General features: G+C 65.9%; 17 protein-coding genes. 11 read left to right on the top strand and 6 right to left on the bottom strand.

The window, feature by feature from the left end:
* From HV798_RS30190 to HV798_RS30175, 4 genes are all read left to right on the top strand, one after another.
* Positions 1-532: DUF2345 domain-containing protein (locus HV798_RS30190; protein WP_175196285.1), on the top strand; the 532-nt coding region annotated here is incomplete at its 5' end.
* Positions 529-1,518, top strand: coding sequence for a DUF4123 domain-containing protein (locus tag HV798_RS30185; protein ID WP_246289315.1), 990 nt, complete (start codon positions 529-531; stop codon positions 1,516-1,518). The genes HV798_RS30190 and HV798_RS30185, both read left to right, overlap by 4 nt.
* 36 nt (positions 1,519-1,554) lie before the next feature.
* Entirely contained in the window at positions 1,555-2,334 is a 780-nt protein-coding gene (locus HV798_RS30180; protein WP_175196287.1) for a hypothetical protein, read from the top strand.
* Complete coding sequence (locus HV798_RS30175) at positions 2,327-4,648, top strand: DUF2235 domain-containing protein (protein WP_175216623.1); 2,322 nt, start codon at positions 2,327-2,329, stop codon at positions 4,646-4,648. Before HV798_RS30180 ends, HV798_RS30175 begins: the two co-directional genes overlap by 8 nt.
* An 18-nt stretch (positions 4,649-4,666) precedes the next feature.
* Here the strand turns inward: HV798_RS30175 and HV798_RS30170 are convergent, their stop codons facing one another.
* The 6 genes from HV798_RS30170 to tssJ all read right to left on the bottom strand — a co-directional run bounded on the left by HV798_RS30170 (position 4,667) and on the right by tssJ (position 13,646).
* Positions 4,667-5,041 carry a hypothetical protein gene (locus HV798_RS30170; protein ID WP_175196291.1) on the bottom strand — a complete coding sequence of 125 codons (375 nt, stop codon included), beginning with the start codon at positions 5,039-5,041 and terminating at the stop codon, positions 4,667-4,669.
* A 35-nt stretch (positions 5,042-5,076) separates the two neighbouring features.
* Positions 5,077-5,571 (bottom strand): hypothetical protein, encoded by a 495-nt coding sequence (locus HV798_RS30165; RefSeq protein WP_246289312.1) that lies wholly within the window; start codon positions 5,569-5,571, stop codon positions 5,077-5,079.
* A gap of 151 nt (positions 5,572-5,722) precedes the next feature.
* Positions 5,723-10,774 (bottom strand): type VI secretion system Vgr family protein, encoded by a 5,052-nt coding sequence (gene tssI, locus HV798_RS30160; protein ID WP_175196295.1) that lies wholly within the window; start codon positions 10,772-10,774, stop codon positions 5,723-5,725.
* Between the two features lie 23 nt (positions 10,775-10,797).
* On the bottom strand, positions 10,798-11,577 hold the full coding sequence (locus HV798_RS30155) for a DotU family type IV/VI secretion system protein (RefSeq protein WP_025141186.1): 780 nt from the start codon (positions 11,575-11,577) through the stop codon (positions 10,798-10,800).
* A 36-nt stretch (positions 11,578-11,613) separates the two neighbouring features.
* Entirely contained in the window at positions 11,614-12,960 is a 1,347-nt protein-coding gene (gene tssK, locus HV798_RS30150) for a type VI secretion system baseplate subunit TssK (RefSeq protein ID WP_025141187.1), read from the bottom strand.
* A gap of 68 nt (positions 12,961-13,028) precedes the next feature.
* Positions 13,029-13,646, bottom strand: a complete 618-nt coding sequence (gene tssJ / locus HV798_RS30145; protein WP_175196297.1) for a type VI secretion system lipoprotein TssJ — start codon at positions 13,644-13,646, stop codon at positions 13,029-13,031.
* A 156-nt stretch (positions 13,647-13,802) separates the two neighbouring features.
* Here tssJ and HV798_RS30140 point away from each other — a divergent pair, with 156 nt between their 5' ends.
* From HV798_RS30140 to tssG, 7 genes are all read left to right on the top strand, one after another.
* A complete protein-coding gene (locus tag HV798_RS30140; RefSeq protein WP_246289310.1) occupies positions 13,803-14,570 on the top strand; it encodes an outer membrane protein assembly factor BamD in 768 nt (255 codons plus the stop codon).
* Between the two features lie 68 nt (positions 14,571-14,638).
* Positions 14,639-15,163 (top strand): type VI secretion system contractile sheath small subunit, encoded by a 525-nt coding sequence (gene tssB / locus HV798_RS30135; RefSeq protein WP_025141190.1) that lies wholly within the window; start codon positions 14,639-14,641, stop codon positions 15,161-15,163.
* Positions 15,156-16,646: a type VI secretion system contractile sheath large subunit gene (gene tssC, locus HV798_RS30130; RefSeq protein ID WP_175196307.1), complete on the top strand. Its 1,491-nt coding sequence runs from the start codon at positions 15,156-15,158 to the stop codon at positions 16,644-16,646. The genes tssB and tssC overlap by 8 nt, the downstream gene beginning before the upstream one ends.
* 40 nt (positions 16,647-16,686) lie before the next feature.
* Positions 16,687-17,190, top strand: a complete 504-nt coding sequence (locus tag HV798_RS30125; protein ID WP_006395404.1) for an Hcp family type VI secretion system effector — start codon at positions 16,687-16,689, stop codon at positions 17,188-17,190.
* Between the two features lie 71 nt (positions 17,191-17,261).
* Positions 17,262-17,747: a type VI secretion system baseplate subunit TssE gene (gene tssE, locus HV798_RS30120; RefSeq protein WP_006395403.1), complete on the top strand. Its 486-nt coding sequence runs from the start codon at positions 17,262-17,264 to the stop codon at positions 17,745-17,747.
* Between the two features lie 53 nt (positions 17,748-17,800).
* Complete coding sequence (tssF, locus tag HV798_RS30115; RefSeq protein WP_175196316.1) at positions 17,801-19,639, top strand: type VI secretion system baseplate subunit TssF; 1,839 nt, start codon at positions 17,801-17,803, stop codon at positions 19,637-19,639.
* Entirely contained in the window at positions 19,603-20,703 is a 1,101-nt protein-coding gene (tssG, locus tag HV798_RS30110; RefSeq protein WP_175196318.1) for a type VI secretion system baseplate subunit TssG, read from the top strand. Before tssF ends, tssG begins: the two co-directional genes overlap by 37 nt.
* Positions 20,704-20,720 lie beyond the last annotated feature (17 nt).

Raw genomic sequence — 20,720 nt, 5'->3', positions numbered from 1 at the left:
CGTCGTGCTGATGGCCGCGCGCGCCGGGCTGGCGCAGGTCGCCGCCAAGCACCTGCAAGTGACGGCCGGCGAGGCCGTGCACTGGTCGGCCGGCAAGGACCAGAACCTGGCGGTGATGGGCGCGCTGCGCCTGCACACCGGCCAGGGCCTGGGCATCGTCGCCGGCCTGCAGCAGGGCGGGGCGGACTCGGGGCTGGACCTGATCTCGGCCAAGGGCAACGTCGACGTGCAGGCACAGCACGACATCCTGCGGGTGCAGGCGCAGAAAGACATCACCATCGGCAGCGCACAGACCGCGGTGGAATACGCCGCGCCCAAGCGCATCCGCATTGCGACGGCGGCGGGCGCCAGCATCGTGCTCGAAGGCGGCAACATCACCGTCACCGCGCCGGGGCGGATCGACGTCAAGACGGGCAACAAGCAATTCGCCGGACCGGACCGGCTGCCCTACGCCTTCCCGCAGTTCACCGTGTGCAAGCAATGCGTGCTGGACGCGCACGATGGCGTGCAGTCCATCACCGACAAGGCATGACCCGCATGATCGATTGGGAAAACCGGCTGAACGACACCCTGGCCGCAGCCGCCGAACTGGCTGCCGGCACCGGCGCCACGTTGAACACCTACCTGCTGGTGGATTTTCGGGGCCGCGCCGAACTGGCCGAGCCGGTGCGCGCCAGCCCCGATCTCAGCCATGGTTCGGTCTGGGTCGGCACGGATCTGGCCATCTACCAGGACATCGCCCCGCTGCTGATCGAAGTCGACGACCTGACCCGTTTCGAACTCTGGCGCGGCCAGGACGAGCCGCGCGCCTCGCAGGTGCTGCGCCTGCTCGACCGGCTGCATCAGACAGAAGGCGGCGAATACGCGCTGACGCACATCGTGTCGCCGCTGCCGCTGGCCGAACTGATGGCGCACTACGCCTATTACACCGACTACGGCCTGCCGGACGGCCGCGAGTATTACCTGCATTTCTACGACAGCCGCATCCTGGACCGCGCCATGCAGGTGTGGACGGATCGTGAGCGCGAGCGTTTCCTGGCGCCGGTGAACCTGCTGCGCTACGCCCGCCGTGACGGCTCGGTGGCGCAATGGACCGGCCTGGGCGATCAACTGGAAACCGGGCTGGACGCGCCCAGGCAGCAGCCGTTTTCGCTGGCGCAGCACGAGGCCCTGCTGGACCTGGACTATCCCGACAAGCTGGCGGTGCAGATCCGCCGCATCTACCTGGGCGTGCTGGGCAGCGACTTGCGGCAAGACGAGCTGTACACGCGGGTGCTGGCGCAAATGGCGCGCGCCCGCGCCTACGGCATCCAGACCGAACGCGACATGCTGGACTACGTGGCGTGGGGCATCACCATTTCCCCACGTTTTGATGAACACGAGGCGATTGCGCCGGCCTTGCGGGCCTTCAAGGCACGCGGTGAAGGGCTGTCGCAGGCGCTGGCACATGTGCCGGACGCCGTGTGGGATGGGTTGTTGCGGGCCGAGCAGGAACAGGAACAGGGGAGTGCGGTATGACGCTATTTGCAGGCATGACGTTGCGAGGGGGCTTTGATGCGTAAGGGCCTGATTCTCGTGTTGATGTGGTTGGGGTTGTTGACCGGCTGCAATAGCGAACCGAATTACCAGGGCGTCACTTTCGTGGTTTTCAACTACACCCCGTGGGATCTTGCCAGTGTGCGAATCACGGATGCCGATGGCCGAGCTGCCAGCATGGGCGCCATTGGCGTCGGTGGGGGTGAAGGGTCGGGCTCATGCTGCTACACCCTTAAGGGAACGGACTTTTCGGTTGCCTGGCGAGGCGCCGACGGCGAGGAGATCAGGAAGCACGTCTACGATGGAAAGCTCGACGAAGTGTTCTTCAATAAGACGACGGCGCTGCACTTCCCTGCAACTGAAGTGCCGTCGGGCAAGGGTCCACTCTATCTCCAGTTGCATATCTATCCCGATGAGCACATGGAGTTGGCCCTCGGGCGAAAACTGCTGGGGCAGACGCGCCTGCCGCTCGTCGATACGACGGACTGGCTATATGAAAAGTACAGGAGCGCTCTGTCGGACTATCGGAGCGATTCGGAACTGTTGCGTGTTGTGGGCAAGGTCGCAAAAAAGGCCTGGATGAAATACCGCATAGAAGACGAAAGCGACATGAAGCAGTACATGTACCTGTACTTCACGGTCGCGTCGAACTTCGATGCCAACCCGGATGTTGCCGAGATTCTTGCCAGGCCGGGTAGAAAGCCCGGGGATTTCGCACGGGCAATTGCAGGCTTCTCTCCAGAAAAAATAGACCAACTGCGGGCGACGGGTACTCCCGCGGGAGACAAGAATGGCTGACAAGAACACGAATCTGGCTGCCGCAGATCGGACGCCAGCCTCGGTGCTGAAGGCCATGGCAACGAGTCAAAATGCTTATCCCAGCAAAGACTGCCAGGAATGCGGGGCAGTCATCAGGATCGGCTTCTTCTTCGATGGGTTTGGCAGGAGTCGGGATGTCGATCTGTCCAATCCCACGTTCTACTCCAATATCTGCCGTCTCTGGGATGCGCACTACGAGCAAAAGGATACTGGCCGTCCCGTCAACCAGTTCTGGTTTCGCTTCTACTACTCGGGATTGGGAACCGAACTGAACGAGGACGCCAAGAGCGATGATTTCATTTATGCCGCGACGGTGGCGGGCAAGAAGCTGCTTGCTGAAGGGGGAAAGAATCTCACGAGCGCAGGCAAGAACATAACGCGTCTGGACGAAGTTCCGGAGCACGACGCGTTGAAGCGGCTGCGCAGTGCGACGCAGAAGATGATCAAGGAGGGGTCTTTTTCTCCTGTGGTCAAGGCATACAAGGACGTCGTGAAAGACGTTCAAAAACTGCCGGACAAGATGGTACGCATCTGGAACGCCTGGGACCCTGAGCGCCTGGTCAATCGGGCCAAAGGAACCGTGCGTAGCTTCTGGGCAGGCTTCAAGAAAAACCCGCTCAAGGTGGCCTGGACGACGGGTAAAGAGGTTGTCAAGAGCGTGGCGCTGGAAGGGGTTCCCGTTATCCGTGACAACGAAACGGTGGCCTACATCATGGGAACCGGGGTCGACGTCCGCGTGGATGCCGCCCTGCGCCAACTTGTTGCTGCGCACGAGTCGGTCAGTACCGAGATGAATAACGTCCGGCGCATTGAGATCTCGGTATTTGGCGGCGATCGGGGCGGTGTGATGGCCCGTCAGTTCATCAACGACGTCGTCAAGAAATTCCACCGCCGCCATGACAAGGATCTGGCTATCCTTGGCAAGAATGGCGCTCCCGATACCGAAATCAAGATCCGCTTTCTGGGCTTGTTCGATTCCGTGTCTTCGATCATGGCCGAGAATGCCTTTCTTGGGTTCCTGCCATTCACGGATTTCATCAAGCAGACGCACAAGGATCGGACATTGACGGTGCCGGGTGCCGTCGAGAAATGCGTCCATTTTGCTGCCGCGCACGAGCTGCGCGCCAATCAACGTCTGGACAGCCTGGAAAAGACGCGTGGCGATCAGTATCTCTATCCTGGGTCCAGTGGGGATGTCACAGGGGTGGGGCCGGTGGGTACCCTGGGTGCTCGGACCGAGCTTTCTCGCGTTCCATTGAGGGATATGCTCAATCTGGCGCTCGCTCAGGGCGTCGCGCTCTACAGCATGGAGCAGCTGTTCGATAGACGGCCCGTCGTTTTCACCATGTTCTCGTTGGCTGCGCAGATCAAGGACGGCGGGACCAGCCAATCCATCACCGATCTGGTCGAAGCCTATCGCGGCGTCGTCAAGTACGAGCCAGGTATCGATTTCATGCCCCACATGGAAGTCTTCCTGCGCTGGTTGGCCGTCCGCTATCAAGACCCGGTCTTCAAGAGTGAAATGGCCGACCCCGCTGAGAAGTGGATCAAGGACCGTGATTTCTTCACCCCCGAGCAGGAATACAACGAAGAATTCCGGCGGGTGTCGGCGTTGCCGGCGGACCAGCGCAACAAACCCGAAAACACGGCCCGCCTGAAAGAGCTGGAAGCGCTGAAGAACGAACGCTGGGACCGTGCAGTCGAGAGCCGCGGCGAATTGCCGCCCAAGCGGTTCAAACCGCTATGGCAAAGGCTGGAAGAGGAATACCGCGAGCTTGAAGATGCCGAACGCAGGGATGCCGCGAACGAGCAGCACAAGGAAGATGTCCGCCGCAACAATCCGGAATTGGCCCGTCGGATCGAGCAGGTCAACCAGGTGCCCCTGGATATGCAAAAAATGCGTAATGACATCATTACGCGCCAGGGCGGCACCTTGACCGAGGCCGACCAGCCCAAGGACCCCCTGGCCGACATGAAGGCCACGCGCGCCACCCAGCAACGCCTGCTGAATGTCTGGCGGGAGGCCAGCGCGGGCACCAATCCGCTGCCCCCGAAGGTCATGGCCTTGTTCGATTTCCTGGTGCACGATGCCATGCTGAGCAGTTGGCCGGATCACCTGCTGGCCAGCACGTCGCTGTACTTCCGGGTGCGCGACAAAGACATCTTCGGCAAGACGGACTACAAGGCCGAAGAGGCCAAGCTGAAATCCGACACCGAATCGGCCGCGCGGGTGGACCAGATGCAGGCCCGGATGCAGGCCAACATGAACGGCATGACGCCGGCTCGGCCGTAGGCGGCTTCGTCTATCGGGTCATGCCGAAGGCTCCGCCTTGGCGCAGCGCTTGCGCCAGAGATGACGCTTGATTCTGCTGCCATAGATCCAGGACAGGATCGTCAGCGCGGCCAATGTCAGCGCGTACGGGATCTCTCTGTCGTAGGGGGGTATCGGATTGAAGCGCGAGATCACGCTGGATATCTCTTCCGGCAGAAAATCCGCGATGGCCAGGGTGCTGAAAAACGCGGCCAGGATGGCGCCGGTAAGACGCGGGCGTTCCGCCGGGATGACCTCTTCGTTCCAGCATGCCCAGTACACCAGGTGCAGCAGCTTGATCGCCAGCACGATCAGGGCGATCAGCGCGAGCAGTGCCTGGGCGATCAGCAGCGCGATTATTTCGGGCGGGAACATGCGGGTGTGCTCGCTGGCTCAGCAGGGTGGCCGGCTTATTTCGCCGCCTGCACCTCGATCGTCACCGTGTTGGACCGCACGCCGTTGGACTCGATATACACCTCGTAGGTGGCGGGGGTCGTCGGCAGCTTGGCCTGGGCGGCCAGGTCAGTGCTGAACTGCGTGCCCACGCTGATGCCCGGGCTGATCGGAATGCCCTTGGGCGGCCGCGAGCCCGGAAGGGTGTCGACCTCGACGCCGGGCGGGGGCGAGGGGCGCTTGTATTCATAGGCCACGCCTTCGTACACCGCCTTGGTCTGCGTATCGACGGCCACAAAGCGCGGCAGCTTCTGGTTTTGCGAGACGGGGATGATGCCCTGGGCGCAGACGGGAATCACCAGCGCGCCGGACGCCTGCGGCCGCACGCGGGCAGGGGCGGCGATGTTCAATTGATCGTCGCTGCCGCGGTTGGGCGGAATGCAGGCGTGGTCGCGCACGGTGCCGATGGGGGCGGTGGCGAAGGCGGGCGGGTCGGTCCAGTCGGTGTTCATGGAAGCGGTCGAAGGTGCGGATGAGGAAGAAGGGGGGCCACCCACGGTGCGCGCCGCCGCGGGGGTGGCGGCCGCCAGGGTCGCGGCCAGGGTTGCTGCCAGCGTGGCGGCACACAGCCGGGCCAGGGCCGGCGCCGTGCGGCGCCCGCGCTCAGAACGAGGGCCAGCCACGGGACATGTCCACTTTGCGCACGGCCTTGGCGCAGTTCACGCAATAGCGAATGCTCAGGCAGTCGCCGCCGAACATCACGCACGAGCCGGTGTAGGCCGGGGTAGCCTGGCTGGCCGGCAAACCGAAATGGCAATGGTTGCCGAACTGCGAATAGAAGTACGGTCCCTTGTCCAGCTTCGAGGCGTCCATGTCGGCCTCGTCGGGATGCGCCTGCACCCATTCCGGGCCGCTGGGCACCATGCCGATCAGGTGGCCGATTTCATGGACCAGCGTCTGCTGCTGGTAGTCCATCGTGACCGGCTCCCACGGCGACATGGCGGCCACGCACAGCAGGTTGCTGTTGTAGAAGGCCACGCCGGCCGCCGCGCTTTCCATCAGCCGCACGCGCAGGATGACCTTGCCGTTGGTCGGCGTCGGCAGCAGGCCGGCCATGCGGATATTGACGGCGCTGCACTCCTTCGGCGCCGCGGCGTCGTAGGGCACCGGCGTCAGACGGTCACGCGGAATCGGAATCTGCCTGACCCCGGCCGCGGGGTCGGTGTATTCGAACAGGGCTTCGACCAACCAGTCGGTGTTCGGCTCGATGTGATGCCAGAGGAAGCTGACGTTGCCGTCGGCGCTGACGAACTGGATCAGTTTGTCGGCGGCGCTTGGGCCGGTCACGGCCTGGACGTAGATCGGCTGCACCGGCAGCATGGACGCCAGCCGGTCGACGTGGCAGACCACGATGGTGTAGGGCTCGTGGGACGGGCCTTGCGAGCGCGGATAGACTGCGCGCGCCAGCTGGCGCAGCCGTGGGTCGCCGTCGTCGGTGAAGACATCGGAATTGGCGTCGCCGCGCCCGCTCACGGGCGGCAGTTGCACCACGTCCACGCCATGGCGCGCGTATTCGGTGGCGGTAGGCTGGAAGCCATGCGGACGGGCCAGCGATTCCGGGCCAGGCAGCATGATTTCCTGGATGTAGATGCGCCGCGCCGTCTCGACCAATTCCGTCGAGATGATCTGGTTCTTGTCGTTGACGACCTCGAACAGATAGGTGTTCAGGCCCGCGGCGGGCAGGGTGATGTCGTCGACCACCTTGGTGCCGTCCGGGTCGGTCACGTAGCTGTACGAGCGCTGGTTGGGCTCGCGGTAGAGCGGCTGGCGGCTCAGTTCCCGCGCCGAATACACGGCGTTGCCGGGGCGCGGGCTGACCTTGACGGTGAAGCGGTGCTGCCCGGCCTTGTCGAAGCGCACGCGGATCTTGGGCTTGTTGGTCTGGCGGTCCAGGCTGTTGAGCGCCTGGCCGTCGTTCCAGCGCTCGGCCGGCTCGGTCAGGTTGACGTACTGCAGCTTGGCGCCGCTGCGGGCCTGGTAGGGCGACGGCGTGGACGCAGGGCTGGGCGAGCCTTCCGCGTTCTGGCCGGCGTCCTGGCCGGCGGGGCGGGCCGCGCCGCCAGGCAGCGTGATGCCCGCGGCATCCATGACGCGCTTGGCCAGTCCGGGGTACGGCGAATTGGCCACCGCCGGGATGTTCATGATCGTCTCGGCCACCTTGGGCAGCGTGACGCTGGAAATGTTGGGCGATTGCAGGATGGCGCCCACCACCGACGGCACGGCCGAATCGGTCAGGCCGGGCGTGCTGAGGATGGCGCCGGCCACCGCGGGCAGATTGCTTTGGTTGACATCGGGCATGGACAGCAGCGAGTTCACCGCCGACCCCAGCGCGGCGCCGCGGTCGCCCATGGCGCCCATCGCCTGGGTCATCACGGGGCCGATGGCCGAGCCCACGCCGTCGCCAGAGGCCGTCAGGGTCGAGGTTGCACCGCCCGCGCCGCCCGATGCACCGCCGGACAACAAGCCCGAGGCCTTGGCGCTGATGTCGGCTGCCTGCGAGGCCATCTGCGTGGCTTGCGTGGCCGCGCCGGCGGCATTGGCGACGCCGGCCGGCATCGCGCCGGCCAGGGCCCCCGTGGCGCCCTGCGTCAAGCTGGCCGCGCCGCTACCCATCAGGGATTGCGCCGCGTTGCCGGCCATCGATTGTGCGCCGCTCATCAGCGACGGCGTGGCGCCGCCCATCAGCGAAGGCGTGGACCCCATGGCCGATTGCGCCAGGCCGCCGACCTTGGCGGCGGCGCCCGATGCCAGGCTGGTGCCGGCCTCGGTCACCGACCCCATGGCCTTGCTGGCCATGGCGCCCAGGTCCTGCACCGGCTTGAGCGCGGCGTTGGCCATGGACTTGGCCTTGTCCATCATGTTTGACGCGGTCTCGCTGGCGGCCGACAGGCCGCTGGACAGGCTGGCAGCGCCGCCGGCCAGGGCCGAGCCGATACCGCCCAGGCTGGAGCCGCCGCCGCTGGCGGCGACGGCGTCGGACGCGCCTGCCGCATTCAGGGCCTGCCCGGCCCCGGTGGCCACCGCCTTCATGGCCGCGGGCCGGTGCACCAGTTCGGCCGTCACCAGCATCGGGTCGCCGACCTGGCTGGACGGCAGTGCGGGCAGGGCGGCGGCATCGCTGGCCGGTCCGATCAGGTTGTGCGAGGCGCCCTTGACGGAAAACATGCCCGGGCCCTTGAAGAGAATGTCGCCACCGTCCATGACGATACTGCCGCCCGCCGCTTGCAGGGTGATGCGCGTGTTCGCCAGGATCTCGATGCTGTCGGTGGTGGACGTGACCGTGATGTCCTGGCCCGCCAGCATTTCCAGCATGTCGGTATGCGCATGGATCGACACCGGCGCGTTGGCGGCGATGGCGCGCAGCCCACCGTCCTGCACGAACAGGCTGGTCGAACGGCCCGACGCGCTGGCAAAGGTCTGGCGCGCCGCGACGTGGCCGTCGGCCTGGGTCGTGGCGTGCAGGTTTTCGCTGGCATGCAGGATGGCGCTGGCCGGGGTGGACAGGTTCAGCGAATTCGGCGCGTCGATCAGCAGGCGGGCGCCGTCGATGCGTTCGACGGGGTCGCTGCCGCTGCGTTCATTGGCGCTGGCCTTCACTGCCTGCTGGCCGCCGACGCTGCTGGCGTACCGGCCGTCGGCCTTGGGGTCCACCGCCTGGATCAGCGGGTTGAATTGTTCGTTGGCCGCCAACGGCCGCGCCTGGCTCTGGGTGGCCAGGTTGTCGATGCGCTGCGCGGCGTGCTGCGCGCCGCGCAGCAGCAGCAATGCCTCTTGCGTATCGGCCTGGGTCGAGCGGGCGCTTTCGCGGGCGTTGGCCGACAGCAGCATGCCCTGGCCCGAGCGCACCACGGTCCAGGCGTCGGACCGCAACTCGAAGCCCGTGCCGCGCCACTGCCCGCGCGACGCGTCGTCGGCGCCTTGCTGCACCAGGTAGCCCAGGCCCAATTGCGACGCGGCAATGGAGCTGGACAACCGCGTGCGGACCTGGCCGGCGGTGTCGTCGAACAGCCACTGGCTGTAGCCGCTGCCATCCAGGCCCTGGCTGTGCCAGCCGCTGAGCGTGCCCGGATGGTTGGCGTCGGCATCGACCCCCGCCGTCCAGGGCGGCAGGTCGGCATCGTTGTACAGCTGCGCCACGACGACCGGCTGGTCGATGTCGCCATCCAGGAATTCCACCACCACTTCGGTGCCCTGGCGCGGCAAGTGGTGCGCGCCCCAGTTGGGGCCGGCCTGCGCGCCGGTCACGCGCAACCAGGTGCCGGACTTGTCATCGCCCGGCGCGTTGCCGGCGTCGTCGCCATGGCTGCGATGGCGCAGGCCGCCGGCCAGCGGGCGTTCGCCGCGCTGCCACGGAAACTGCACTTTCACGCGCAGGTCGCGGCCGGTGGTGATGGCCGCGTCTTCGGCCGTCACGACTACGGCGGTGGCGCCTTCGGGGGCGGTGGGCTTGGCGCGCCAGGCGGGCAGCAGCGGGGCGGCCGCCGGCTGGGCGCTGAAGGTGTTGCGATAGGCGCCGCGCTCAAGATCGGCCACGCCCAGCACCTGGGCGGCCTGGCTGCCCAGGTTGTTGGCGGCTTCGTGTTCGACGTGCAGCAGCGTGTAGCGGTTGCCGCCCAGTTCGTCCATGGCGCTGCCCGAACCCTGGGCATAGCGGTCGTGCTGGGTCAGCGCGAAGGTATGGCCCGGCATCATCTGGCGCGCCGTGCCGCCGCCGTCAAAGCGCAGCATGCGCGCTTCGAACGCCTGCAGGCTGCGGGCGGCCTGTTGTTCGGCCGAGTCGTCGCCCGTGTGGCGGCCATGGCCGTCGTAGTCGTAGTCTTCCAGCGCGGGCACGGCGCCGGCATCCAGGTCGGAGGCCGCGTGGGCGCCATGGGCCAGCAGCGTGCGGTCGTTCCAGGCCAGGCGCGTCACCGCGTTCGGGCGCACCTGGCGGGCCGCGCCGAAGCGCGTGACGCTGTCTTCGGATTCGGTGGCGTCGCTGCGGTGAAAGCGCAGGGTCGCGGCGGGGTTGTCGGGGCGCGCGGCGCGGGTGTCGAACACCACCAGCCGGTGCTGCGCGCCACCGCCGCCGGCCTGCTGATCGCCCTGCTGGTGGTCAAAGCGGAAGCTCAGGCCGGCCTCGGCCATCAGCCGCAGCACGAAATCCAGGTCGGTCTCGCGGTATTGCGTGCGCACGGGGCGCGGCGCGGGCGGCTCGGTGATCTCGAAGGCGAACGACGCCAGCGGGTAGTCGGCAAAGACCTCGGTCAGGATGTCGGTGACCGACTTGTCCTGGAACACGAAGCTGTCGCGCCGCAGCCGCAGCGTGGCCAGCCAGGGCGCGGCGTGCAGGCGGTAGCGCGCCAGGCCGCCGTCGGCGCCCAGCGCGTCCACGCCTTCCACCACGGCGTGCCAGCGGCGCCAGGTGCCGTCGGCCAGCAACAGGCTGACGCTGATTTCCTTGCCCAGGAGGGGTTCCACATCCAGCTCGGCGGACGAGGCCAGGCAATCGAGGGTCAGGGCGAACAGTTCCGAGACGCCTTCGCGCAGGTGCAGGCGTTCGACGGTGAGCGCGTCGCCGAGCGGCGTCTGCGCCTGCAGCAGGCGCGCGTTCTGGGACAGGGCGGCGACGCCCAGGCTGCTGTAGCCCGAAGGCGTGGAAGAACGGTCGGTCATGGCGTGTGGCGGAACGTGAACCTTCAGGGCAGCGAGATGGTCAGGTGCGCGGCGCGCGGCCCCAGCTTGACGATGTCGTGGTACGGGGCCATGGCGGTCTGCATGTCGCCATTCAGGAAGTGGCCCATGCCCAGGAAGGCCAGCAGGCCCAGCAGGGCAAACAGGGCGCCGATGCTCCAGAGCGGCACGTCGCGCTTGAGCGTATGGGCGATCTTGTCCGGCAGCGGCCAGTGCGGCGCAAAGCCGGCCCGCTTGCCGCGCAGCAGCGCGATCTCGTCGCCCAGGCGCGCGGTCAGGTAGCCCAGCTTTTCCTGGCCTTCGATCATGTACTTGCCCTGGAAACCCAGCAGCAGGCACATGTAGAACACTTCCAGCGATTGCAGGCGCGGCGCGCCTTGGGCGCGCAGGTCTTCCAGGCGGGAAAAGAAGTTCTCGCCGGCCAGCTGCTCGCCGAACAGGGTCAGCTGCAACGGCTGCAGCATCCAGGCGTCGCGGATGGAGAAGCCGGAATTGAGCACCGTTTCATCCACGGCCGCGCAGAACGCGTACTTGGTGGCGTAGACGTCTTCGGCGGGGATATCCAGCTTCTTGGCGCTGCGTTCGAAGTCCGCCAGGAACTGCTGCACCCGCGCCGAGAACGACGCGGCGCTGGCGGGCTCCTGCCCGCTCTTGAGCAGGAACAGCATCAGGAAGCCGTCGTACAGCAGGTCCAGCAGCGATTTGGCGGGACGCGTGCCGTAGAAATCGGCGGCGCGGGGAGGGAGCGTGGCTCCGGGCATCAACGAGGGCGCGTCGGCAGTCATGGCGGGCTCTTTCGGTTGGCGTCGGGTTGGCGTCGGTCAGCGAGTGACGGCGATCAGGTCCAGTTTCAGTTCGGGAATGCCGGACGGGGCGTAGATGGCAATGCTGCGGGCCTGCAGCATGCGGTCGTAGAGCGAGCCGCGCGTCTGCAACGTGAAATAGCAGGCGCCCGGCTTGACCGGCACCGCCGGCGGCACCTGCGGCGTGTAGGCCAGCTGTACGCCCGGCATGGCCGACAGCACCAGCTTTTCGACGTCGTCGGGCGCACCGACCTTGAAGCGCAGCGGCACGGTTTCGGCCAGTTCGCTGGCGGGCGTGGCGGCCGACACCGACAGGTACAGCGCGGTGGTCTCGTCCAGCTTGTCGGAATCCAGCCGCCCCACATGGAACGACGGCCGCACTTCGTCCAGCACGATCGAGAAGTAGCGGGTCGAGATGACGGTGTCCAGCAGGTCGCGCAGGATGGCGTCCAGCTGCGCGAAGGCCGCGCCCGGCTGGTCGTGGCGGTAGGCGGGCAGGTCGGCCAGCGTGTGCACCTTGGAAAACGTCATCAGCGCGCCGGCCAGGCGCAGCATTTCCTGGAACAGGCGTTCGGGGTGCAGCTGCGGGTTGTGGAACAGGTGCGACAGCGCCGAATAGGCTTCGTTGGCGGTATGCAGCAGCCAGAACGAGGCCACGTCGCCCGAGCGGAACTCGATGATGTTCTTGTTGGGTTCGCGGTGAAAGCCGTACAGCGCGTTGACCTTGGCCTGCAGGGCATCGAGCAGACGGCGCAGTTGTTCGAACAGCGCGCCGCAGGCCTGCACCGTCAGGCTGGGGGCGATGAAGCTGGTGTCCAGCTCGTAGCCCGCGCTGGCGTTGCGGCGCACGCGCGCCACGGGGATGGTCAAGAGTGCGTCGCGCGGCTCGTGTTCGGACAGCAGCCGCACGTTCTTGCGCAGGAACGCCAGTTCGGCGGTGCTGGCATTGGTGTACAGGTCGGGGGCGGGGCTGTCGTGGTGCGCGTAGCGGGCGTCAAAGCCCTGCGCCTGCTGCGCATCGCGATAGTTGCCGCCGATGTCCTTCATGGGGTGCAGCGCCAGGTAGAACACCGCCTCGCTGGCGCCATCCAGGCCGTCCAGCGCCACGGCGGGCGGCAGGTCGTCGTTGTGGGGCGCGTTGTAGATTTCGCCGTCGGGAAAGATGGCCGACAGCTCGGTGGCGCGCAGCATGCCGTTGGCCAATGCCGCGGCATCGAAGCGCACCGTGCGCAGCCCCCACGAATACGGGTGCAGGGCCCGGCTCATTTCCGCCAGGCGGGCCTCATGGTAGGCGTCCTGGCGCTGAAAATGCTGGGGCCGCAGGAACAGCCCTTCACCCCACAATACTTTTGCTGAATAACTCACGTTGGCTGGCTCTTGTCTATGTTCTATATACAGAGGGCGTCTGTTAACGACGTGGGTTGCGGCCGGATTCAGTCAGGGCAGCGCACCGATCCGAGCCTTGACGGATCGAATGGCGCCATGCCCGGTGGTTGCACGATCTTGCCCGTGGCCACCGTCAGGGCGCACGCATGCGCGCCCAGGACAATGCCGCTGTCCGCGGCCGCTTTGACTTCAAATACGTATTTCCAGCGTTGCGGCGCTGGCGCGTAAAACAAGGCGGCGACGGCGATATAACTGGCGCCCTTGGGCACTTTTTCGACGTTTTCGAAGCGCTGGCCGGGCGTCAAGGTAATCTCGCGCGAAGCAATGAGACTGTCACCCAACGCCGCCTTTTCCTGCTCAGTATCAACCAATTGCGTGAGCGGTGCGCGCAGAAATGCCTCGGCATTCTTCAAATAGTATGCTTTCGTAACGACAGCCGTAGGTTGACCACTACTGGCATTCAAATTTTCTCCGGCGTGTATCGCCAATTTCACATCCGTCGGCGCATTCGGGTCCTTTTTCAGGCCTGCCGCATCCATGGCCGTGCCGGTTATTCCGGCCACGGCGCCAAGCGCCGAAACCGCTGCGCAACCAGTAATGACGGGGACTGCCGCGATGGCGATCGTGGCCGCCAAGCATCGCGATAAATTGAGATGTTTTGACATGGCTCTTTATACCGGATCATGGAGACAAACTACAGATGACGGCACGTTGAACTACATTTCGTGGCAAGTTACATGACGTAATGCCCTGTAGTGGTGTACTAACAAAAAGTTGTTGAAATACGCGGCCCTTGGTTACATCAGACACGTGCCCAAAAAATGCAACTTTCCCGGTATTTCCTCATTGGCGGTATGGCGGCATTGATGGCGGGTTGTGCGGCTACCAACAAGCCCCAGACGGACGCCGAATATAAGCAGTCGATTACCCAGGCCACCGAAACGCTCGCCTCGAAAGGCAGCGACCAGGCGGTCGTCCAATTCCAGGAAATCGCGCAGCGCAATCCATCGCGCGGCGAGCCCTGGTCGTATATCGCCAAGATCCGCTTTGATGAACAGAAGTACGGGGAAGCGATCGTCGCTGCTGACGAGGCCCTGAACCGGGATTCGGAAGACTTCACCGCCAAGACGGTGCGCGCCGTCGGTGGCCTGCGCGTGGCCATGCAGTCGCTGGCCGACTTGCGCGCCGACGCGCTCCTGGCCGGCAATGCTCGCACCGATGCGGTGGCCCTGGCCGCCGCCATGCGCGAAACGCTGGGGCAGGACGTGTTGTTCCCCGAAGGCCGCAAGCCGCCGCGCACCGGCACGCGGCCGCCGCCCAAGCGTACGGATGGCGCCCCGGCTGCCGGCGCGTCCGCCACGACCCCGACCGCAAACTCGGCGACTGCGCCGGCTAACACCACCCCTGCCACCCAGCCGGGCCAGGGCGCGACGCCGGCACAACCCGCGGGCGCCAGCCGGCCGGCCGCGCAATCCGGCAGTCAACCCGGCGGTCAATCCGCAGCCCAACCCGCCGGTTCGTCCGGCGCCCCGGCCCAACCCGCCGGGGGACGTGCACCCGACCCGTTCGGCAATCTTCTCAAACCCTGATCGGCCCGCCGGCCCCGGCAGGCCGGGTCCGCTCGCCTTCGTCACTTCGCATCCCGCTTGGAGCCCCCATGGCTAAGAAAGAAAGCGTTCAGAAAAGACTCCAGAAAGTACGCCCGCCGCGTGTCCAACTGACCTATGACGTCGAGAAGGGCGACGCGATCGAGCAGAAAGAACTGCCCTTCGTCGTGGGCGTGGTGGGCGACTTCAGCGCGCAGTCGGAAGCCGAACTGCCGCGCCTGAAAGACCGCAAGTTCGTCAACATCGACGTCGACAACTTCGACGACGTGATGCGCGGGCTGGAACCGCGCGCCGCCTACCGCGTGAAGAACCGCCTGACCGACGAGGGCGGCACCTTCGGCGTGGACCTGAAATTCCGCTCGGTCGAGGACTTCCGCCCCGAAGCGGTGGTGCAGCAGATCGAGCCCCTGAAGGAGCTGCTGGACATCCGCACCAAGCTGGCCGACCTGCGCAACAAGCTGGCCGGCAACGACCGGCTGGAAGACCTGCTGGGCGAAGTGCTCAGCAGCACGGAAAAACTGCAGCAATTGACCAGCGAAGCCGGCAAGGACGGCAAGGGAGGCAGCAATGAGTAATTCCGCCGCCGCGCACAGCGCGTCCGCACCGGCCGCCGCCGACTCGGGCCTGCTCGACCAGATCGTCGAGCAGAGCCGCGTCGCCAAGTCCACCGCCGAACATGACCGCGCCAAGGACCTGATCGGCGAACTGGCCCGCGAAGTCATGAAGGGCACCGTGGTGGTGTCCGACAACCTGTCCGCCATGCTCGATGCGCGCGTCGCCGAACTGGACCGCCTGATCTCGGCCCAGCTCAGCGAAGTGATGCACGGCGCCGAATTCCAGAAGCTCGAAAGCACCTGGCGCGGCCTGCATTACCTGTGCCAGGAAAGCAACACCGGGCCGATGCTCAAGATCAAGGTGCTCAACGTCACCAAGCGCGACCTGGTGCGCGACTTCCAGACCGCCATCGACTTCGACCAGAGCCTGATGTTCAAGAAGGTCTACGAAGAAGAATTCGGCACGTTCGGCGGTTCGCCTTTCGGCGCGTTGCTGGGCAACTTCGAGATCACCCGCCAGCCCGAGGACATGTACTTCATCGAGCAGATGTCGCACGTGGCCGCGGCCTCGCACGCGCCGTTCATCGCGTCGGCCTCGCCCGAGTTGCTGGGGCTGGACACGTTTGCCGACCTGGGCCGCCCGCGCGACCTGGCCAAGGTGTTCGACACGGTGGAATACACCAAGTGGCGCAGCTTCCGCGATTCGGAAGACTCGCGCTATGTCGGCCTGACCATGCCGCGCTTTCTGGGCCGCCTGCCGTACGACCCGAAAGAGGGCACCTCGGTCGAAGGCTTCAACTTCGTCGAAGACGTGGATGGCACCGACCATTCCAAGTACCTGTGGTGCAACGCCGCCTGGGCCTTCGGCGCGCGCCTGACCGCGGCATTTGCCGACTTCGGCTGGTGCGCGGCGATCCGCGGCGTGGAAGGCGGCGGCCTGGTCGAGAACCTGCCGACCCACACCTTCAAGACGGACGACGGCGAGATCGCGCTGAAGTGCCCGACCGAGATCGCCATCACCGACCGGCGCGAAAAGGAACTGAGCGACCTGGGCCTGATCCCGCTGGTGCACTGCAAGAATTCCGACTACGCCGCGTTCTTCGGCGCGCAGTCGGTGCAGAAGGCCAAGAAATACAACACCGACAGCGCCAACGCCAACGCGGTGCTGTCGGCGCAGTTGCAATACATCTTCTCCGTGTCGCGGGTGGCCCATTACCTGAAGGCCATGATGCGGGACAAGATCGGCAGTTTTGCGTCCGCGCAATCGGTCGAGAGCTTCCTGAATCGCTGGGTCTCGCAGTACGTGCTGCTGGACGACAACGCGAGCCAGGAGCAGAAAGCGCAGTTCCCCTTGCGTGAAGCCTCGGTGCAAGTGGCCGAAGTGCCGGGCCGTCCTGGCGTGTTCCGGGCCGTAGCGTTCTTGCGGCCTCATTTCCAACTCGACGAACTGTCGATTTCCCTGCGTCTGGTGGCGGAATTGCCCGCCCAAGCCCAGAAATCCTGATGCTCGTCTGCTACGCGGTTTTTAACTGGAGAGAACTTTAATGAAGGACATCTACGTCAAATTCGGCAATCCTGCGCTCAAGGGCGAGTCCCAGGACAAGGACCACCCGGACTGGATCGAAGTCGGTTCCTGGCGCCACGAGATCATTCAGCCGCGCTCGGCCACCGCTTCGACCTCGGGCGGCCATACCGCCGAGCGCACCGAGCACGGTGAAATGGTCTTCACCAAAGACCTGGACGTGGTCAGCCCGCTGCTGTATCAGCACGCCTCGGGCGGCACCACTTTTGACGAAGTGACCATCGATTTCCTGCGGGCCGACGGCGAGGGCAACCGCGTCAAGTACCTGGAAATCAAGCTCAAGTACGTGATCATCTCGCGCGTGGCGCCGGAAGTGGTCAGCGAAGGCCTGCCGCACGAATCGTTCTCGCTGAAGTACGCCGCCGTGCAGTGGAAGTACACGCAGCAGAAGGTTGGCGGCAACCAGGGCGGCAACGCCCAGGGCGCGTGGAGCCTGACCAAGAACGACAAGACCTACTCGGTCTGAACCCGACCGCGCGGCATGGCGAAGGCCGCGGCTCGTCCCCGGGCCGCGGTTTTCCGTAAAAGAGGTCCGTGATGAAGGGATTCGAACCCAGTCTGTTCGACAAGTTGTTCGACGGGGATGGTCCGGCGCCGCATGCGCTGCGGCGCCTGTCCGTCGAGGAAATCAAGGAAACCGTCGCGCGCGACATCGAGGCCCTGCTCAATACCCGCATGGTCTTTACCGAGGCGTCGCTCAAGCGCTATCCGAATTGCCAGCGGTCCATCCTGACCTATGGGCTGTCGGACTTTTCGGGGCTGAGCCTGGCCAGCCACTACGACCGGGAATTCATCTGCCGGTCGCTGGAGCAGGCGATTGCCCGGCATGAGCCTCGGTTGACGCACGTGCGGGTGGTGCTGCAGGTCGACAGCCGCGCGACATCGGTGCTGTATTTCGCGATTACCGCGATGCTGGACGTGGGCCCGGCCCACGAGCCGGTGACGTTCGACGCGACCTTGCAGCCATCGACGCTGCAGTATTCGGTCAGCAAGGGCTGGGCCAAGGCCGCGGCGGCCGCCTGACAACATAAACGCACGCGGGCGCCGGTGGCCAACCGTCGGCGAGGAAGGGAAAGATGGAAGAACTGCTGCCGTATTACGAACGCGAGCTGGGGTTCCTGCGCGGCTCGTCGCGCGATTTCGCCCAGCGCTATCCGAAGATCGCGGCGCGCCTGGGGCTGTCGGGGGAAACCTGCGAGGATCCGCACGTCGAACGGATGATCGAGTCCTTCGCGCTGCTGGGGGCGCGCATCAACAAGAAGCTGGACGACGACTATCCGGAATTCACGGAAGCGTTGTTCGAGGTGATGTACCCGCACTACCTGCGGCCGTTTCCGTCGTGTTCGATCGCCCAGTTCGATATGGGCGGGGTGGCGGCCCAACTGACCGCGCCAGTGCGCCTGGCACGCGGCACCGAATTGAAATCCCACGCCGTGCGCGGCGTGGCTTGCCGTTTCCGCACGGCCTATGACGTGACGCTGGCGCCCGTGGCGATACGCCGCGCCGCGTTCGCGTCAACGGCCAACGCGCCGTCGTCCACGCAGCTGCCGCCGGGCGTGACCGGCCGCCTGTCGCTGACGCTGGCCTGCCTGGCCGAGACGCAAAGCTTTGCCACGCTGGCCACCGACCGGCTGCGTGTGTATCTGCATGGCGAGCCGTCGTTCGTGGCGGCGCTGCGCGATTGCCTGTTCCTGCGCACCGCGGCGGCCTACATCGAGACGCAGCCCGGCCGCTGGAACCGCCTGCCCGAGGTGCCGCTGGCACAGGTGGGCCTGGCCGAGGAAGACGCGCTGATCGATTTTCCGGCCAGCTCGCATCCGGCCTACCGGTTGCTGGCCGAGTATTTCGTGTTTTCCGAGAAATTCAATTTCGTCGACATCGACCTGGCGGCGCTGCGGCGCGCGGTGGGGCCGGTGCGCGAATTCACGCTGCACCTGCCGGTCAAGGGGCTGCGCGCCGATTCGAATACCGCGCGCCTGCTGGAGTCGGCGTCGGCCGACAACTTCCGGCTGGGCTGCACGCCGGTGATCAATCTGTTCGACCAGCGCGCCGACCCGATCCGCGTGACGCATGCCGCCGCGTCGTACCCGGTGGTGGCCGATGCCCGCCGGGCCTACGGCTACGAGGTCTATTCCATCGACCGCGTGCGCCTGGTGCGGCAGAACGCGCAGGGCGATTCGGTGGTGGAATTCCGGCCGTTCTATTCGCTGCACCACGGCGAAACGCCCGAAGGCGCCAGCCATTACTGGACGGCCCGGCGCGACCCGATGGTGGCCGAGCGCAGCCCGGGCTACGAGATGGAGATGTCCATCGTGGACATCGACTTCAATCCGGCGCTGCCGCAGACCGAGACGCTGAGCCTGGAACTGACCTGCACCAACCGCGACCTGCCGTCGCACCTGGCGGTGGGCCAGCCGGGCGGTGACCTGTTCCTGGAAGGCGGCTCGGTGGCGCGCGAGATCCGCATGCTGCGCCGCCCGACCCACACGCACCGCTTCCAGCAGGGTCGCGCGGCGCACTGGCGGTTGATCTCGCACCTGGCGTTGAATCATCTGTCGCTGGTGCACAGCGGCTTGCCGGCGCTGAAGGAAACGCTGCGCCTGTATGACCTGTCGCACGCGGCGGTGGCGGCGCGCCAGATCGAAGGGCTGGTGGGGCTGGACTACAAGCCCGCCACCCACTGGATGCCGGGCGAGCCGTTCGCGACGTTTGTGCGCGGCATCGAGATCCGGCTGACGATCAACGAAGACAATTTCGTGGGCACCAGCCTGCATGCCTTCGTGGCAGTGATCAACCGCTTCTTTGGCCTTTATGTGCACGCCAACAGCTTCGTGCAGTTGGTGGTGCTGTCGCGCCGCGGCGCGGAAGAAATCCTACGGTGTCCTCCATGCAACGGCGACGCGATCCTAGCGTAATCGAATCGCTGCTGGCCGAGCCGCAGCGCTTCAAGTTCTTCCAGGCCGTGCGGGTGCTGGAGCTTTGGTTCGCGCGCCAGGAAGGCACGCGCGCCAAGAATGCGGTGCCGACGCACCTGCGCTTCGTCAATTCGTCGTCGCTGGGCTTTCCCGCCAGCGAGATCGCGGGGCTGACCGCCTTTGACAAGAACGGCCAGGCTTTGCACGACGCCGACGCGCGCCTGGCGGCGCTGGCCGCGGGCACGTTGGGCCGGGTCGAGATCGAGCCGGCATTCTTCGGTTTGCTGGGCGGGCAGGGCGCCTTGCCGCTGCATTATTCCGAGATTCTGAGCCACCGCGAAAGCGCCACCCGCGACCGCGGCGCGCGCGCGTTCTTCGACATTTTCTCGAACCGGGCGGCGGCGCTGTTCTACGCCGCCTGGAAGAAGTACCGCATGCCGCTGCGGCACGAGACCGAACAGGACCACCACTACCTGCCGCTGCTGCTGGCGCTGGGCGGCGTGGGCCATCCGGCGCTGCGCGACCGCCTGCACGCGGGCGAAGGCCGTGTGTTCGACGAGTCGTTGGCGCACTATGCGGCGGCGGCGCGGCAGCGGCCGGTGTCGGCCGCCTATCTGCAACGGGTGCTGGCCGATTACTTCCAGGTGGCCCTGCGGGTCGAGCAGTTCGTGGGCCGCTGGTATCACGTGCCGCCCGAAAACCGTACCCAACTGGGCCGGCCCGGCGCCGTGCTGGGCGTGTCGGCCATGGCGGGCGATCGCATCTGGCAGCGCGACCTGCGCATCCGGCTGTGGATCGGCCCGCTGTCCAAGTCGGCGTTCGCCGATTTCCTGCCCGGCGGCGCCCGCGCGCAGGCGCTGGAAAAGCTGCTGACGATGTTCGGCGGCCTGAGCTTCGAATACGAGGTGCGCCTGGTGATGGCCAAAGAGGACGTCGCCGGCAGCGCGCTGGGCGGCGATGCCGACAGCGGCGGCGCGCGCCTGGGCTGGAATTCCTTTCTTTGCACCGAACCGTCGGCGTCGGACCGCGACGACGCCAGCTACGAACTGCACACCATCCACTAAGAACAAGACAACCCAGA

Origin of the sequence: Achromobacter deleyi (assembly GCF_902859705.1) — a bacterium.
Lineage (GTDB): Bacteria > Pseudomonadota > Gammaproteobacteria > Burkholderiales > Burkholderiaceae_B > Achromobacter > Achromobacter deleyi.
The sequence above is the reverse complement of the archived record's forward strand: the minus strand, read 5'-3'. Positions and strand labels throughout refer to the sequence as shown.